Origin of the sequence: Shewanella sp. BJSY2023SW005, from assembly GCF_047314585.1 — a bacterium.
Taxonomy (GTDB): Bacteria; Pseudomonadota; Gammaproteobacteria; order Enterobacterales; family Shewanellaceae; genus Shewanella; species Shewanella algae.
Genome location: NZ_JBKORJ010000018.1, coordinates 1 through 15,583 on the forward strand (window position 1 = coordinate 1; position 15,583 = coordinate 15,583).

General features: G+C 54.5%; 15 protein-coding genes. 8 read left to right on the plus strand and 7 right to left on the minus strand.

Annotation, left to right across the window (positions count from 1 at the left end; all coding sequences use genetic code 11):
• Positions 1-274: 274 nt before the first annotated feature.
• The 7 genes from ACMHXI_RS03605 to rnm form a co-directional block, all read right to left on the minus strand.
• Complete coding sequence (locus ACMHXI_RS03605; protein WP_146508706.1) at positions 275-940, minus strand: hypothetical protein; 666 nt, start codon at positions 938-940, stop codon at positions 275-277.
• 644 nt (positions 941-1,584) lie between these two features.
• A complete protein-coding gene (locus ACMHXI_RS03610) occupies positions 1,585-2,550 on the minus strand; it encodes a sialidase family protein (protein WP_146508709.1) in 966 nt (321 codons plus the stop codon).
• A gap of 293 nt (positions 2,551-2,843) precedes the next feature.
• Positions 2,844-3,716: a 23S rRNA pseudouridine(2605) synthase RluB gene (gene rluB / locus ACMHXI_RS03615; protein ID WP_146508711.1), complete on the minus strand. Its 873-nt coding sequence runs from the start codon at positions 3,714-3,716 to the stop codon at positions 2,844-2,846.
• Positions 3,717-4,307: an SMC-Scp complex subunit ScpB gene (scpB, locus tag ACMHXI_RS03620; protein WP_025010666.1), complete on the minus strand. Its 591-nt coding sequence runs from the start codon at positions 4,305-4,307 to the stop codon at positions 3,717-3,719.
• An 11-nt stretch (positions 4,308-4,318) separates the two neighbouring features.
• Positions 4,319-5,110, minus strand: coding sequence for a segregation and condensation protein A (locus tag ACMHXI_RS03625; protein ID WP_025010667.1), 792 nt, complete (start codon positions 5,108-5,110; stop codon positions 4,319-4,321).
• 77 nt (positions 5,111-5,187) lie between these two features.
• The gene (locus ACMHXI_RS03630; RefSeq protein WP_025010668.1) at positions 5,188-5,808 is read right to left on the minus strand and encodes an L-threonylcarbamoyladenylate synthase; all 621 of its coding nucleotides are present in this window, start codon (positions 5,806-5,808) and stop codon (positions 5,188-5,190) included.
• Positions 5,805-6,665: an RNase RNM gene (gene rnm / locus ACMHXI_RS03635; RefSeq protein ID WP_144132114.1), complete on the minus strand. Its 861-nt coding sequence runs from the start codon at positions 6,663-6,665 to the stop codon at positions 5,805-5,807. The genes ACMHXI_RS03630 and rnm overlap by 4 nt, the downstream gene beginning before the upstream one ends.
• A gap of 354 nt (positions 6,666-7,019) precedes the next feature.
• Here rnm and ACMHXI_RS03640 point away from each other — a divergent pair, with 354 nt between their 5' ends.
• The 8 genes from ACMHXI_RS03640 (at position 7,020) to ACMHXI_RS03675 (ending at position 15,578) form a co-directional block, all read left to right on the plus strand.
• Positions 7,020-8,579, plus strand: a complete 1,560-nt coding sequence (locus tag ACMHXI_RS03640; protein ID WP_146508713.1) for an anthranilate synthase component 1 — start codon at positions 7,020-7,022, stop codon at positions 8,577-8,579.
• The gene (locus ACMHXI_RS03645; RefSeq protein WP_146508715.1) at positions 8,576-9,178 is read left to right on the plus strand and encodes an aminodeoxychorismate/anthranilate synthase component II; all 603 of its coding nucleotides are present in this window, start codon (positions 8,576-8,578) and stop codon (positions 9,176-9,178) included. Before ACMHXI_RS03640 ends, ACMHXI_RS03645 begins: the two co-directional genes overlap by 4 nt.
• Positions 9,171-10,247: an anthranilate phosphoribosyltransferase gene (trpD, locus tag ACMHXI_RS03650; protein ID WP_345852762.1), complete on the plus strand. Its 1,077-nt coding sequence runs from the start codon at positions 9,171-9,173 to the stop codon at positions 10,245-10,247. Before ACMHXI_RS03645 ends, trpD begins: the two co-directional genes overlap by 8 nt.
• Positions 10,244-11,632, plus strand: coding sequence for a bifunctional indole-3-glycerol-phosphate synthase TrpC/phosphoribosylanthranilate isomerase TrpF (gene trpCF / locus ACMHXI_RS03655; RefSeq protein WP_345860203.1), 1,389 nt, complete (start codon positions 10,244-10,246; stop codon positions 11,630-11,632). The genes trpD and trpCF overlap by 4 nt, the downstream gene beginning before the upstream one ends.
• Before the next feature lie 58 nt (positions 11,633-11,690).
• Positions 11,691-12,932 carry a tryptophan synthase subunit beta gene (gene trpB / locus ACMHXI_RS03660; RefSeq protein ID WP_413734034.1) on the plus strand — a complete coding sequence of 414 codons (1,242 nt, stop codon included), beginning with the start codon at positions 11,691-11,693 and terminating at the stop codon, positions 12,930-12,932.
• The gene (trpA, locus tag ACMHXI_RS03665; protein WP_261752725.1) at positions 12,929-13,732 is read left to right on the plus strand and encodes a tryptophan synthase subunit alpha; all 804 of its coding nucleotides are present in this window, start codon (positions 12,929-12,931) and stop codon (positions 13,730-13,732) included. The genes trpB and trpA overlap by 4 nt, the downstream gene beginning before the upstream one ends.
• 807 nt (positions 13,733-14,539) lie before the next feature.
• Positions 14,540-15,061: a hypothetical protein gene (locus ACMHXI_RS03670; protein WP_146146508.1), complete on the plus strand. Its 522-nt coding sequence runs from the start codon at positions 14,540-14,542 to the stop codon at positions 15,059-15,061.
• Positions 15,062-15,161: 100 nt separating this feature from the next.
• Entirely contained in the window at positions 15,162-15,578 is a 417-nt protein-coding gene (locus ACMHXI_RS03675) for a GNAT family N-acetyltransferase (protein ID WP_413734037.1), read from the plus strand.
• The last annotated feature ends 5 nt before the right edge of the window (positions 15,579-15,583 follow it).

Consider the following 15,583-nt stretch of genomic DNA (forward strand, 5'->3'; position numbering starts at 1 on the left):
AGGGCTCACGAAGCCGGATATATGTGTGTGGCTACTTTGTCAGAAAGAGACCTGCCGGTGCTTGCATCGGAGAGGTGTCCATATAAGCTATTTAGTCAAGGCTTGGCGAAACATCAAAAAGATATGGCTGTCCTGTATTCTGACACTCGAATTATGAGGGGATCCTCCAGCGCCTCGTTAAGAGGCAAATAATATGTTGGCTAAAATAAGCGACGCAGGAGCAAAAGCCAACTGTTATTTGTCCTACTTTAACGACTTGTTATGTGTAGATTTATTAAGGATTCTCAGCGTATGAAAACTTACAAACCAATTGAAGTTTATCGTTAGGTGACTCAAACTGTTTCGCCTCTGGAGTTACTATCATTTCACCAGTATACTTTGCAATGATGAAGCTCTCGCTCAAATGCTCTTTTTGTCCAAAAACCCAAGATTCGAGGGTTAAATATGTTGTGCTATTTAATTTAAACGAATTTAAATGAAAGGCTGCTTGAATACCGTAATGTCTGTAAGTGGAATTATGGCACCAACCAATTCCTTCTTTTGACCAAATATCCTGCTTGGTAATATTCAAGGAGCCGTCACTATTTATTTCGTTATCTTCTATAACCCTATAGTATGATTTATCTCCGCTACAGCCTATAAGTCCCTCGAGGACAACTTCAGGAGTACCGTTATTATCAATGTCAAATTTTGAATATTTTAAAAAATTATTTGTAAGGTTATAAGGACCTTTTACTTTGTTCCACTTCGTGAAGTCATAATCCCCCCCAGAAGCTTTAATCGCAGAGTGAAAGTTAGCCTCTTTATCACTAAGAAGGTTTTTATATACACTTGCACAAACTTTTTCATCGTTGTCTTCATTTAGTACAACATGTTGGGCATATGTGAATGTTGAAACTACCAATGTTATTGGTAGTAATATATTGCAATAAGACTTCATAATTTCTCTATAAAATTAGACCTAATTTAGAGCACTAGACTGCTGATACACATAACAGCTGTATAGTGCGCATGCGCGTTTTAGTCCTCGGAGGAGTGTAAACGCGCATCGCTATCTGTTTGCATTAGCTGGATATAATACCATTTAGTCCAAATATCCCTTGCAGCTAAACGCGCATGCGCGGTTTCCAAACCTATTATCTACCAGCTGTATTTTTTAACTTTATGAATTTAAAGCTATTTTCTAAAATGTTACAGAAATAACGCGCAAACTTATCTTCAAATTCGCAGGCTGTATCTGTGCTATATGCCCCCGGCAAAACCCATAGCTACCGCACGGCTCCAAACTCTGCTCTCCCTGCATTCCGCTGAAAACAGGAAAAATGCCACTGCCGCCGACTGTGTGCCGCTGAGCTTAAGGAAGTGCTAAAGCTAAGCGGTTGAATTAGTTATACAATACCCAGTACTGAATGTTAAAACAATTAGCCAAAGGTCAAGTTTTTGACAAAGGCCACAAAACCCTGATTTGGCTGATTTTTGCAACAGAATTGACTGACTTTGAAATCTAAAGCGATTTTCCCTGTTATTAAACCTGATTCAGTCGCACTGGCTGGTGTCGAGCAGACTGGTATGTGGCCTGGTACTTTAGCCTTTAAGCCCGATACGGGCGAAATAGATGGCGGTTTTGCCCTCATGGCTTGAGTAGTACACCAGCTTGAGTTCATCGCCGTCCAGCTCGATACCGGCGTAGCTGGTATCTCCGCCGGATGGCAAGGTTAAGAGCTCGGTGACCTGGGCTGTGGCGCTATCGATTTCCACCAGCGAGGTGCGCACCTTATTATCATAGAGGCGCACCACGGCCAGCAGGCGGTCGTTATAGAAAAAGGCGACCGGACCACCGATACGGCAACTGAGCTGCTGCCATTGCCAGGTTTTGAAAGGTGCCAAGGCGCTGCCGAGCAGCCCGGTTTCTTGTGCGTCCCACACAGGATCGCGCCTTAGTAGGCAAAGCGCTTCTGTGTTTGAAGAGGATTGAGCTGAGCGAGTATGCTCGCCGCCCCAAAACAGCAGTGATGATTCGTTGACATAGCCGTCATTTTGCAAAGGAGCGATCCAGGGCGTAAATTGCAGTTTACCAGTTTGTGATGCTTGCAGGCGCTCACTACGATAGAGCCTGACATCACCATCGGCGCCGGGGCGATAGCCCACGCCATAGAGGCCATCTTCGGCCTCGGTCACCCGCCAGAGCCAGTATCCGCTATCGGCGACTTTTTCGGGGGCCGACCAGTTGATGCCATCCAGCGAGTGCCACATCAAGGACTGTAGCGGCGCCTTGCCATGTTTGGAGGCTGCGCCAAAAAGCCATAAACGGCCAGCATGGGCGAGCAGTTTGCCGTCGCGCAGATCGCCAAGCTCGCTTTGAATAAGCGCCTCGGCCTGCCAACTTTGACCGTCGTCGGTGGATTTAAGCACTCTCAGCGCACCGTCATCAGACACATGAGCTTGGCCCTCCCGAAAGACGCAGTAGAGCGCCCCCTGCCAGCGGCATAGATCGCAAAAGGCATTGTGTTCGCCTTGGTCCCAAATTTTTGTGTGTGAGATCAGCTGCATGCCTTGGCTCCCTGAGTTGCTGTTCCTTTATCTTATACCATGACTGAACTGCGCCAAGGTAAGTGGACTTTTTACGGTAAAAAGTGATGGCAAAAAACTTTGGTAAAAAGCTATGGCAAAAACGACGACAAAAACTATGCAAAAGCAGCGAGAAACAGTGCAAAAAGCTTAGAAAAACAGCAACAAAAAAGGCCGCCGCGGCGACCTTTCATTGCATTGGAATCACATCTTTAGATGGGATTAGATAGGCTATCGACAAGCTATAACACACTGCCGATAAGGCCTTGGCAGCATCAGCTGCGCTGCCGGGTTGGCTTGGGCTTGCCCGCCGCCGTCTTGTATTTACGCACGGCGCGGCGCACTTTGGCACTGCGCACCTTGTTGCGGGCCACGCTGTGTTTGTCGGCACCCAGCATGGAGCGGGTTTCCGGATCCATGCCCGCCAATTGGCGCAGGTAGTTGACCTGCTCCAGCGGCAGTTCGACCCAGCCGCCACGAGGCAGGCTCTTGGGCAGTTCTATCATGCCGTAACGCACCCGAATAAGGCGGCTCACCTGCACTTCCTGGGATTCCCACAGACGACGCACTTCACGGTTACGCCCTTCACGCAGGGTAACGTGCCACCATTGGTTGATGCCTTCGCCACCGGCGGCCTTGATGTGATCAAACTGGGCCGGGCCATCTTCCAGCATAACGCCGCTGCGCAAACGCTGCAGCGCCGCTTCCGGCACTTCACCGAAGGTACGCACGGCGTACTCACGCTCCACTTCATTGGAGGGATGCATCAGGCGGTTGGCCAGTTCACCGTCTGAGGTGAACAGCAACAAACCCGAGGTGTTGATATCCAAACGTCCCACTGCAACCCAGCGGCTGTCGCGGGTGCGGGGCAGACGATCGAATACTGTGGGCCGGCCTTCGGGATCTTTGCGCGAGCAGATCTCCCCTTCCGGCTTGTGGTAGGCCAGTACCCGGCAGATCACATCATCGGCAGATTTCAGCGATACCGCACGGCCATCGATACGTACCTTGGCGTCGGCTTCGATGCGATCACCCAGTTTGGCGATTTCTCCGTCAATACTCACGCGACCTGCAGCAATCCATGCCTCCATCTCACGACGGGAGCCATGGCCTGCACGGGCCAAGACTTTCTGCAATTTTTCGCTCATTCAAGTTGACTCTTCTAAGGGTTCCGGCGGTGTTTTCATCCCCGAAAATACCGCCTCTAATGATTCGGCGTCAGACAGAGGCGGCAGATCCGCTATGCTGTCCAGACCGAAGTAAGCCAGAAACTCTGTAGTGGTGGCGTATAACGAAGGCCTTCCCGGCACCTCTTTGTGCCCCACAACGCGGATCCAGCGTCTGTCTGTTAAATTCTTGATAATCTGGCTGCCGACAGCCACCCCTCTGACCAGCTCAATTTCGCCGCGGGTCACAGGCTGACGGTAGGCGATAACCGCCAGGGTTTCCAATGTTGCCCTGGAATACTTGGGCGCCTGCTCCTGCCACAGAGGTTGCAGCAAGGGGCTGAGGCTGTCGCGGGTCTGAAACCGATAACCGCCGGCAACCTTGACCAGTTGTACTCCGCGCTCCTGGTAATCCAGGGTCAATTCATCCACCGCGGCGCGAATACGCTCGCGGGAGACACTGAAATCGGCCAGCACGGTTTCTCTCAGCGCCTTCAAGGTCATGGGCTTGGCCAGCACAAACAGACTGGCCTCGATCAGTTGTTTCAGCTGAAGGTCGTTAATCTTCGCCAAGTCGGCTCCCGTCAGTACGCCTTGAGATAAATTCGCGATAAAGGTTCGGCCTGGATCAGTTCCACCAGCAGTTCCTTTACCAATTCCATCAATGCCAGAAAGCTGACCACCACTCCGGCGCGCCCCTCTTCCACCTTGAACAGGGCTTCAAAAGGGGTGTAATGCTCACTGGAGAGCATGGCCAGAATTTGGCTCATCCGCTCCCGGGTAGAAAGCTGCTCGCGCTGCACCTGGTGAGAAGTGCCGGCTTCCACCCGCTTGAGTACCTCGCCAAAGGCCCGGGCCAGTTCGGCCAAAGACACATCCGGCGGCACCAGCAAGGGCTTGATATCCGGCGCCTTGCCCGCCTTAGCCTGGAATACGTCCCGCTCGAGCCGGGGCAGTTCATCCAACCTCACCGCCGCCTCTTTGATGGCTTCATAAGCCTTGAGTTGGCGGATCAGCACGGCTCTGGGGTCTTCCTCTTCCTCGGCTTCCAGCTCCGGCCTTGGCAACAGCAAGCGCGACTTGATTTCCGCCAATGTTGCCGCCATCACCAGATAGTCGGCCGCCAGCTCTACCCTGGCGCCCTGCAGCAGCTCGATATACTCAAGATACTGGGCGGTGATCCTGTGGATGGGCAGATCTACCACATCCATTTTTTGCTTGCGGATCAGGTAAAGTAGCAAGTCGAGCGGCCCTTCAAACGCCTCAAGAAACACCTCAAGCGCCTCGGGAGGAATAAAGAGATCGGCAGGCAGCTCTCTGAGCGCCTCACCCCGCACTACGGCAAGCGGCAGACTCTGTTGAACGCCTTCACTCAAGCCGTTTTCTCTCCTCTGGCAGCATCCTTAAGGCGGCATAGGCCGACCAAACGCGCGATTATACCTTTATTGAGCGGTTAAAGAAATGGGCTGATATCGCCACTGCCTTCACGGACTATGACCATTTCGCCTTCAGACATGTCTATCACTGTGGTGGGCTTTTCGCCCAGGTAACCGCCGTGGAGAATGGCATCTACCTGATGTTCGAGAATATCGCGGATATGCTCGGGATCCGACTCGGTAAAGTCGTTGCCGGGCAGAATAAGACTGGTGGACATCAAGGGTTCACCCAGAGCTTCCAGCAGCGCCAGGGCGATAACATTGTTCGGCACCCGAATGCCTATGGTGCGTTTCTTTTCGTTCTGCAGCCTTCTTGGCACCTCTTTGGTGGCCTTGAAGATGAAGGTGTAACAACCCGGTGTGTTGTTCTTCAGAATGCGAAACGCCTGGTTATCGACTCTGGCATAGGTCGACAGCTCAGATAAGTCGCGACACATCAGCGAAAAGTTATGATCATTGTCTATCTGGCGAATTCTGGCGATACGGCTCATGGCGTCTTTATCACCAATCATACAACCCAGCGCATAGCCGGAATCTGTGGGGTAAACTATGACCCCGCCGCTTTTCAGAATGCTCACCGCCTGGCTTATCAGACGGGTTTGAGGATTCACCTCATGTACGTAGAAAAATTGACTCATTTAGTTATTGTCCATTGCTTGCATTGCCAGACCCAGTTCAATCCCTGGGGCCGATACAGATTCTTGCCCAGTTCCAGCCAGCGGCCGGGAAAGTGGAAATCGGATCCCACCGAGGCGTAGAGGCCGTTGAGAGTGGCCAGCGCCCCTAAATTATTTCTGTCGTCTGTGGTTTGCTGCCCGAGCACCACCTCCATGGCATCGCCACCGGCGGCCTTGAATTCGCGCACCAGGCGTTTGAGCCACTTGGCCGACAGTTGATAGCCACTGGGGTGGGCCAACACGGCCACGCCACCTGCGTTGTGGATCACCTCAATGGCCGTCGCCATCTCGCCCCAGTTGTTGGGCACATAGCCCGTTTTGCCGCGGCCGAGAAACTTCTTGAACACGCTGGCGCTATCCGGCGCGTGCCCCTGCTCGGCCAGGAAACGGGCGTAATGGCCACGGCTCAGCGCCGCATCACCGGCGAGCGCCCTGGCGCCTTCGTAAGCCCCTGGAATACCGGCCTTTTCAAGCCTTGCGCCTATCTCGCGAGCCCGCTCTTCCCTGAGCTCACGTTGACGCTCGAGAAAGACAAGCAGGTTTTCGTCGTGGCGGTCAATATCCAGCGCCACAATATGAATATCATAGGCGTGCCAACGAGTAGAGATCTCAACCCCGTCCACCAAAGTCAAAGGCGCGCTCTGCCCGGCATTGAAAGCATGGGCCTCATCCAGCCCGGCGACTGTGTCATGATCGGTAATCGCCAGCAGCTCAACCCCCTTTTCCAGGGCGCGCTCGAGCAACTGAGACGGTGTCAGTTGGCCATCTGAGGCTGTGGTATGGCTGTGAAGATCGGCCAAAGTATTTTCAGTTATCATAACGCTATTGTACTTGGTTTTGTTGGCAAAATGCGATTTATCTCCGCTGAGCGACGGCAAATTGGCAGAAATTTATCTAAATTAAAAATATTCAATTGACATTGGCGGGCAGCTGGGTTTTTCTATAGGTCAAACGTCGAGAGGACAAATTTTCAATGACACACTTCAACGCTTCACTCAACATCATCTGGTGGTGGCACTTCCCTTAAAGCGGGTAGTGTGAAGCGCTGTGCACGATTGAAAATAACGCAGCCAAATTCAACAAAAAGCCCGCAAGAGATTGCGGGCTTTTTGTGCTTAACGGTCAGGAAAACCCCGCAGCCAGGCTAAACAGCGGAACAACAGGAAGGACAGATGAACAGAATCGAGCCAATCGCCAGAGTACACCGCCAGACGCGGTCACTGCCCTATTACGACGATCCCCTGAAACTGTATCAGCAACTGACGCGGGACAAGCCTCACAGCATGTTGCTGGAGTCGGCCGAAATCGACAGCAAGGATCACTTGAAAAGCATTATCCTCAGCCACGCGGCGTTGGCCATTCGCTGTGACGGGTCGACCTTGAGCTTTGAGGCTTTGACAGACAACGGCGCCGGACTGCTGCCCGCGATTCACGACTTCTTTAACTCGCGTGGAGAGGTCAGCCTGGAGCAGCAGAGCCTCAAGGTCGTGCTGCGCCCCATCATTGCCGAACTGGATGAAGATGCCAGACTCAAGGCAGGCTCGCCGCTCGATGGCCTGAGATTGCTGCAGCAGGGTCTGGTTGATGAAAACGAGAGCCAGTTTGAAACCGGATTTCTGGGCGGCGTTTTAGGGTACGACCTTATCGCCAGCACAGAGCCGCTGCCAAGCGTAAGCCAGGGCGCCAACCACTGCCCCGACTATCTGTTTTATCTGGCTGAAACCCTGATAACAGTAGATCACCAAAAGGGCTGCGCCGAAGCCGTGGTGATGGAGTTTAATGGCAACAACGAGGTGCAGGCCGAGCTTGGTGCCAGACTGGATGCCATAGAAACCAACTGCCAGCTGCTGGAAGATGTTGCCCCTTTAAGCGGCGTACATGCCGAGGCCAGCGTCAATATCAGCGACGCCGATTTTTGCCGCCAGGTGAGCCGCCTCAAGGAGCATATCTGCGCCGGTGATATCTTTCAGGTTGTGCCATCACGCTGTTTCAGCCTGCCCTGCCCCAATACTCTGGGCGCCTATCGGGCACTGAGACTGACCAACCCCAGCCCCTATATGTTTTACCTGCGCAGCGCCGACTTCACCCTGTTTGGCGCCTCTCCGGAAAGCGCCCTCAAGTATGAAGCCGAGGGCAATCAGGTTGAGGTTTACCCCATCGCCGGTACTCGCAAACGCGGCAAGACCCCAGATGGCGAGATAGATTTCGATCTCGACAGCCGCATAGAACTGGAGCTGAGACTGGACAAGAAAGAGTTGTCGGAGCACATCATGTTGGTGGACTTGGCCCGCAACGATATCGCCCGCATCAGCCAGAGTGGCAGTCGTAAAGTGGCCGAGCTGCTGAAGGTAGACAGATACTCCCATGTGATGCATCTGGTCAGCCGGGTAACCGGACAGCTTAGGGAAGATCTCGACGCCCTGCACGCCTATCAGGCCTGCATGAACATGGGCACCCTGGTGGGCGCCCCCAAGGTGCGCGCCGCCCAACTCATTCGTGAAACCGAGCAGCAGCGCCGCGGCAGCTATGGCGGCGCCGTAGGTTATCTCAACGCCCTCGGTGATATGGACACCTGCATAGTGATCCGCTCCGCCTTCGTCAGCGAAGGCATGGCGCACATCCAGGCCGGGGCCGGAGTGGTCTATGATTCAGATCCCCAGGCCGAGGCCGACGAAACCGCGCAAAAGGCGCAGGCAGTGATCAGTGCAATCAAGATGGGAGGTGGCCTGTGAAACTCTATCTATTGGATAACTTCGACTCCTTCACTTACAACCTGGTGGATCAGTTCCGCAGCCTGGGCTTTGAAGTGCTGGTGTACCGCAATAATGTCAGTGCCCAGTTGCTCGCCGAGCGGATGCTGGCGGAGCCGGGTCAGGCGGCACTTATTTTGTCTCCCGGCCCGGGCGCCCCCAGAGAAGCCGGTTGCATGATGGAGCTTATTGCGCTGCTGGCCGGCAAACTGCCGATTCTCGGTATCTGCCTTGGTCACCAGGCCCTGGTTGAACATTACGGCGGCAAGGTTGAACGCGCCCCCCAAGTGGTACACGGTAAGGCCAGCCCGGTCGAGCACAACTGCGACGGCCTGTTTGCCAACCTGCCATCCCCCTTGCCTGTGGCCCGCTATCATTCGCTGGTGGCAACCAAGGTGCCCGACTGCCTGGAGGTGATTGCCACCACAGAAGGCATGCCTATGGCCATCAGCCATCGCTGTGATGCCGCAGTCGGCTTCCAGTTCCACCCCGAATCGATTCTCACCACCCTTGGCAGCACCTTGCTGGTGCAAACACTGCAATATCTTACCATGAACCGCGAGGAAACCTGCCATGACTGAACTGCAACCTCTGTTCGACCGCCTGTACCGGGGCGAGTCTTTGAGCCGTAGCCAGGCCGCCAGCCTGTTTGCCGAGCTTATCGACGGCAAGCTCAGTGAAAGCCAGATGGCGGCCATGCTGATCGCGCTCAAGCTCAAGGGCGAAACCATAGACGAGATCAGCGGCGCCGCCGATGCCCTGCTGGCCGCCGCCAAGCCGTTTCCGCACCAATGCCAAAGAGTGGTGGATATCGTCGGCACCGGCGGTGACGGCCACAACACCATCAATATCTCCACCACGGCCGCCTTTGTTGCCGCCGCAGCCGGAGTCAATGTTGCCAAACACGGTAACCGCGGAGTATCCAGTAAGTCGGGCTCTTCCGATCTGCTGGCACAGTTCGGCATAGACTTGACCATGTCACCCGAGTGCGCCGCCAAACACCTTGCAGTCAACGGCCTGTGTTTTCTGTTTGCGCCCCATTATCACGGTGGAGTGCGGCACGCTGTGCCTGTGCGCCAGGCGCTCAAGACCCGCACCCTGTTCAATGTACTCGGCCCGCTGATTAATCCGGCTCGCCCCGACTATATGCTGCTCGGGGTCTACAGCCCGAGCTTGGTTCGCCCCATCGCCGAGGTGTTGCGGGCCCTTGGCGTCAAAGGCGCCATGGTCGTTCACGGCAGCGGCTTGGATGAAGTGGCGCTGCACGGCGAAACCCAGGTGGCCGAACTCAAGGGTGAAAAGATAGTGGAATATCGCCTCAGCCCGGCAGACTTTGGCGTGCCGCAGGCGACGCTGGCCGAGCTGGAAGGCGGCACCCCGGCAGAAAACGCCCTGATTACCCAAGCACTGTTCGCCGGTAAAGGCAGCGCCGCCCAGCGTCACGCCGTGGCTATCAATGCCGCCTGCGTGCTCTATCTCGCCGGCAAGGCTGACAATCTCAAGCAGGCCACCCAACTGGCACTGGCCACCCTGGATAATGGCCGCGCCTGCGCCAAACTCAACGCCCTGGCGGACAAGGCCCACCAAACCCAGACTGAAAACAATGACGCCAACTCACCACAACCCAGCAAGGCAGGAGCTATATCATGAGTAACGTGCTTGAGCGTATCGTCGCCACCAAGCAGCAGCATATTGAAGCCCTCAAGCTGCGTTTTCCCGAAGAGAGCCTGACGCCCAAGACGTCGGATCGCAGCCTGTATCAGGCACTCAGTGCAAAAGGCGCCGGCTTTATTCTGGAATGCAAGAAGGCCAGCCCCTCCAAAGGGCTTATCCGCAAAGACTTCGATCCGGTTGCCATTGCCGATGTTTACAGCCGCTACGCCTCCGCGGTGTCGGTACTGACAGACGAGGCCTTCTTTCAGGGTGACTTTCGCTATTTGCCCAAGGTGCGGGCCAGAATCAAACAGCCGGTATTGTGCAAAGACTTTTTTGTTTCGTCTTATCAGGTTAAGTTGGCGGCCCATCAGGGCGCCGATGCCATCTTGCTGATGCTGTCGGTACTCAGTGATGAGCAGTATAGATTGCTGGCGAGCGAAGCCGAGCAATATGCCCTCGACACCCTCACCGAAGTCTCCAACGAGGAAGAACTCAAGCGGGCGCTGGCTCTGGGCGCGCCGATTATTGGCATCAACAACCGCAACCTCAGGGATCTGAGTACAGATCTGGCGATGACAGAATACTTAGCCCCCAAGATCCCCGAGGGGACACTGATCATCAGCGAATCCGGGATCTACAGCCGTGAGGATGTACGCCGCCTCAGCCCGCTGGTCGACGGCTTTTTGGTGGGCAGCTCGCTGATGGCCGAGGCCGATTTGGATCTGGCCTGTCGCCGCCTTATCTATGGCAACAACAAGGTGTGTGGCCTGACTCGGGAGCAGGATCTGCTGGATGTGGCAAAATCCGGTGCCGTCTACGGCGGCCTCATCTTCGCCGCCAAGTCCCCCCGTTGTGTCAGCCGCGCCCACGCCGCCGAGCTGTGCCGTTACAACGCCGAGCAGCCGCGTAAACTGGCGATGGTGGGGGTATTTGTCAATGAATCACCGGTGCAGATGGCCGAGCTGGCCAATGAACTGAAACTGAGCGCGCTGCAGCTTCATGGCAGTGAATCAAGCGAAGATATTGCCAAGCTCAAGCAGCTGCTTGAGCAAAATGGGCACCAGGCCGAGATCTGGAAGGCAGTCCCGGTCAATGTCGACGGCGGCGAGCTGCCAGCCTTGCCGGAAGGCGCCGACCGCTATCTCTATGACAGTAAAAGCGGCGACAGCTTTGGTGGCACCGGCAAACATTTCGATTGGCAGCAAGGGCTTGCCCAGCGTGAACGCGCCATGCTTGCCGGTGGCCTGAGTCCGGACAACGCCGCTTTGGCTGCCACCCAAGGCTTTTTCGGGCTGGACTTTAACTCAGGGGTGGAAAGCGCCCCCGGCATCAAAGACAGAGCAGCACTGCAGGCGGTGTTTAAGCAGCTCAAAGCCTGACAAGAACAACAGCATTCGCCTGTCAGACAGGCGCAACAAGTATCCTAAGGAAAGCAGTATGAGCGAGTTAAAACTCAACCCTTATTTCGGGGAATACGGCGGCATGTATGTGCCGCAGATTTTGATGCCGGCGCTGAAGCAGTTGGAAAGTGCCTTTGTCGAGGCCCAGAATGATCCCGCCTTTCAGGCCGAGTTCACCGAGCTTTTGAAAAACTATGCCGGGCGTCCTACCGCCTTGACCCTGACCCGTAACCTGTCGCCCAATGACAAGGTAAAAATCTACCTCAAGCGGGAAGATCTGCTGCATGGCGGCGCCCACAAGACCAACCAGGTGCTGGGGCAGGCGCTACTGGCCAAGCGCATGGGTAAGAAAGAGATCATCGCCGAAACCGGCGCCGGTCAACACGGGGTGGCCACCGCCCTGGCCTGCGCCCTGCTGGGCCTTAAGTGTAAAATTTACATGGGCGCCAAAGATGTGGAGCGCCAAAGCCCTAATGTGTTCCGCATGCGTTTGATGGGCGCCGAGGTCATTCCTGTCACCTCAGGCTCTGCCACTCTCAAAGATGCCTGCAACGAGGCGATGCGCGACTGGTCCGGCAGCTATGACAAGGCGCACTACCTGTTGGGTACCGCCGCCGGACCTCACCCCTTCCCCACCATAGTCAGGGAGTTCCAGCGCATGATAGGCGCCGAAACCAAGGCGCAGCTCCTTGAGCGTGAAGGCCGACTGCCGGACGCCGTCATTGCCTGTGTTGGCGGCGGCTCCAACGCCATAGGTATGTTTGCCGACTTCATAGATGAAGCCTCGGTGCGCCTCATAGGCGTTGAGCCGGCCGGAAAAGGCATAGATACGCCGATGCACGGCGCGCCGCTGCGGCACGGCAAGACAGGCATCTTTTTTGGCATGAAGGCGCCCTTGATGCAGGACAGCAACGGCCAGATAGAAGAATCTTACTCCATCTCTGCCGGTTTGGATTTCCCCTCTGTGGGCCCGCAACACGCCCATCTCAATGCCACCGGACGCGCCACCTATGAGTCGGCCACCGATGAGGAGGCGCTGGCGGCCTTCCAGTTACTGGCCCGCTGCGAAGGGATTATTCCGGCGCTAGAGTCGGCCCACGCGCTGGCCTATGCCATCAGGCTGGCCAAAGAGTGCCGCGAAGAAACCATACTGGTGGTTAACCTCTCCGGCCGCGGCGATAAAGACATATTTACCGTTTCCGATATCCTGGCAGAGCGCCAGGCTGCATCTGCATCCAAATCTGAGCCGTCACATAAGCCACAGGAGTCACAGGCATGAGTACACGTTATCAAACCACTTTTGCCCGGCTGCAGGCCGAAGGCCGCGGCGCCTTTGTTCCCTTTGTGACACTGGGCGATCCCGGCCCTGAGCTGTCGCTGCAGATTATCGACACCCTGATTGCCCATGGTGCCGACGCCCTTGAGCTGGGCTTCCCCTTTTCCGATCCGTTGGCCGATGGCCCGGTGATCCAGGGCGCCAACTTACGGGCGCTGGCTGCCGGCACTACTCCAGCCAAGTGTTTCGAGCTTATCGCCGAGGTACGTAGCCGTTATCCCGAGTTGCCCATCGGCCTGCTGTTGTACGCCAATCTGGTATACGCCAACGGCATCGACAACTTCTATCGCCGCGCCGCCGAGGCCGGGGTGGATTCAGTGCTGATAGCCGACGTGCCGGTTGAGGAAGCCGCACCTTTTATAGAAGCCGCCAAGGCCCATGCCATAGCGCCTATCTTTATTGCGCCACCCAATGCCGATGATGATACCCTCAAGACGGTGAGTGAAGCCGCTGAAGGCTACACCTATCTGCTGTCCCGCGCCGGGGTAACAGGCGCCGACAATAAGGCAGGTATGCCGGTGGATGAGGTACTGGCCAAGCTCAAAGCCTTCGATGCGCCGCCTCCACTGTTGGGGTTCGGTATCGCCGAGCCGGCTCAGGTCAGTGCCGCAATTGCCGCCGGCGCCGCCGGTGCCATCTCGGGCTCTGCCGTGGTCAGGATCATTGAGCAACACCAAAATGCACCCGATATGCTATTGAGCACTCTGGCCGACTTTACCCGTGCAATGAAGGACGCCAGCTAAGAGAGGACTTATTCGCCCCTCCCTCTTTAACCCTCCAGCCAGGGTATTCCCTGGCTTTTTTATGCTTGTCTTACAATGACTTTGCGCTTGTTGCTTGTGTTGGCACAGGGTAACAAGATACCCTTGAATCATTCTCTATGCGGTTGCAAAGAGAAGCATGTAAAACCGAGATCCTTGTATCAAGCTAATCATCTCGGTTTCCGGGACGAAAGGGACTTTCGGCCGTGCGGTAGCTATTGTCTTAATGCACTATTTTCATGCACTGTTTTAAAGCTGTATTTAAGGCAATGGCTTGGGATAGAGCCACGCAGCACTCAGATACGCTTCAGGAGCCCAGTCTCAAACCGCGACTGACAACCAACTACACCAAGCGGAACTCAAGTATGAGAAGACTATTTTGCCTCCCGATTATTCTATTCTCGACTGCCGCTATGGCCTAAACACTGGAAACGGATGGTTATAAAATAGAGATAGAAATCAACTGTGAAAGTGAAATGTTATGTGACGATGTTTCCTATATAGGCCAGTCCAAAAAGTCGCGGAATCAAATAAGATTAACCGGCAGAACAGTACACACTGTGTGCAATGATGGTGTTCCCCCCTGCACCTTCCTGGGCTATGAGTTTCAAAACGGCTCAATCAATTACTTTGTTTCCGTCTTTGGCGAGCTTAGCGTCACCAATCAACATGGCGAGTTGATCCTGGAATAATCCGGGCAATGGCTCGATTAGCATGCTCATCAGCAAATCCAAATTCACTATCAGACTTAATTGTATAAAGGACAGGGAAAGAATAATGATAAAAAGGATGTTAGCTGTTTTTGGGATAAGCTTTTTTATTGTCGGTTGTGCCAATATTCCACTTGGCACCATGCTCAGTCTAAGCTCCTTCGATGAGCAGGATTTTGTTCAATTAAACCCGCAAGTCATCAGATCGCAGATCCTTATCGATGCGCCGGGCAAACTCGACCTTGATACCACTGAACTGACCCTGGAGCTGGATAGCAGTAAGGGAATATCCAGTTATCGCTTCCCGCTTAGACTGGAATCGACTGAGATTATCCCCCAAAACGAGGGACTGTTCAGCACCAGTCCCATGAAACACCATTACCAATTGGCACTCTCTGAAACGGCAATAAGCAGTTTCAGGCAAGTGCAGGCGTTGATAAATGCCGAGACACCCACAGAGTACAGCTTTTCCATCGACGCGGGCCTTGCTGATACAAGCGAACCGTTAAGGGAAGTCACCTTGTCGGTTTTGATCAAACTGACCGAAGAGCAGGGATATCTGACCTTGATAGATAACGCGACACTCAACCTTGAGCATTAGCCTTGAGCTTGGGCCTTGAGCATAAAACGACAGCAGCCTTAACCCCTGATTTGATTAAGACTGGATCCAAAACAACCAACAACAACTCAAGGAAATCGGTATGCAGATTGACCTTTTACAGCAAGTTGATGATGACCTGCAAAATGAGCTTATCGACAAGCTCAGAACCTATAATCACAGCTATATAAACGAAACTAGCCAACCTCTGGCCGCCATCGCCCGCGATTCCGAGGGACAACTCATTGGTGGCGTGAGTGGCCGTAGCATCTATCGCCAGTTGCTGATTGAGGTTGTTTGGGTCGCGAAGGAGCATAGAGGTTCAGGTCTTGGCAGCCGCTTAATGGCTCTGTACGAGCAAGAGGCAATCAAACGGGGGTGCCTGGCTGCGCTGCTCGACACTTTGTCGTTTCAGGCGCCGGCATTTTATGCCAAACAAGGGTTTGAAGTTGTCGGCTCGGTCAGCGGAATTCCCGGCAGTCCGGACAGGTATTTTATGTGTAAACGCTTCAATGGCTGAAGGCC

What these genes read in the sequence shown, in the direction of transcription:
- ACMHXI_RS03605 (WP_146508706.1), bottom strand. Translation starts at nt 940, where the DNA reads ATGAAGTCTTATTGCAATATATTACTACCAATAACATTGGTAGTTTCA.
- ACMHXI_RS03610 (WP_146508709.1), bottom strand. Translation starts at nt 2,550, where the DNA reads ATGCAGCTGATCTCACACACAAAAATTTGGGACCAAGGCGAACACAAT.
- rluB (WP_146508711.1), bottom strand. Translation starts at nt 3,716, where the DNA reads ATGAGCGAAAAATTGCAGAAAGTCTTGGCCCGTGCAGGCCATGGCTCC.
- ACMHXI_RS03630 (WP_025010668.1), bottom strand. Translation starts at nt 5,808, where the DNA reads ATGAGTCAATTTTTCTACGTACATGAGGTGAATCCTCAAACCCGTCTG.
- rnm (WP_144132114.1), bottom strand. Translation starts at nt 6,665, where the DNA reads ATGATAACTGAAAATACTTTGGCCGATCTTCACAGCCATACCACAGCC.
- ACMHXI_RS03640 (WP_146508713.1), top strand. Translation starts at nt 7,020, where the DNA reads ATGAACAGAATCGAGCCAATCGCCAGAGTACACCGCCAGACGCGGTCA.
- trpD (WP_345852762.1), top strand. Translation starts at nt 9,171, where the DNA reads ATGACTGAACTGCAACCTCTGTTCGACCGCCTGTACCGGGGCGAGTCT.
- trpCF (WP_345860203.1), top strand. Translation starts at nt 10,244, where the DNA reads ATGAGTAACGTGCTTGAGCGTATCGTCGCCACCAAGCAGCAGCATATT.
- trpB (WP_413734034.1), top strand. Translation starts at nt 11,691, where the DNA reads ATGAGCGAGTTAAAACTCAACCCTTATTTCGGGGAATACGGCGGCATG.
- trpA (WP_261752725.1), top strand. Translation starts at nt 12,929, where the DNA reads ATGAGTACACGTTATCAAACCACTTTTGCCCGGCTGCAGGCCGAAGGC.
- ACMHXI_RS03670 (WP_146146508.1), top strand. Translation starts at nt 14,540, where the DNA reads ATGTTAGCTGTTTTTGGGATAAGCTTTTTTATTGTCGGTTGTGCCAAT.
- ACMHXI_RS03675 (WP_413734037.1), top strand. Translation starts at nt 15,162, where the DNA reads ATGCAGATTGACCTTTTACAGCAAGTTGATGATGACCTGCAAAATGAG.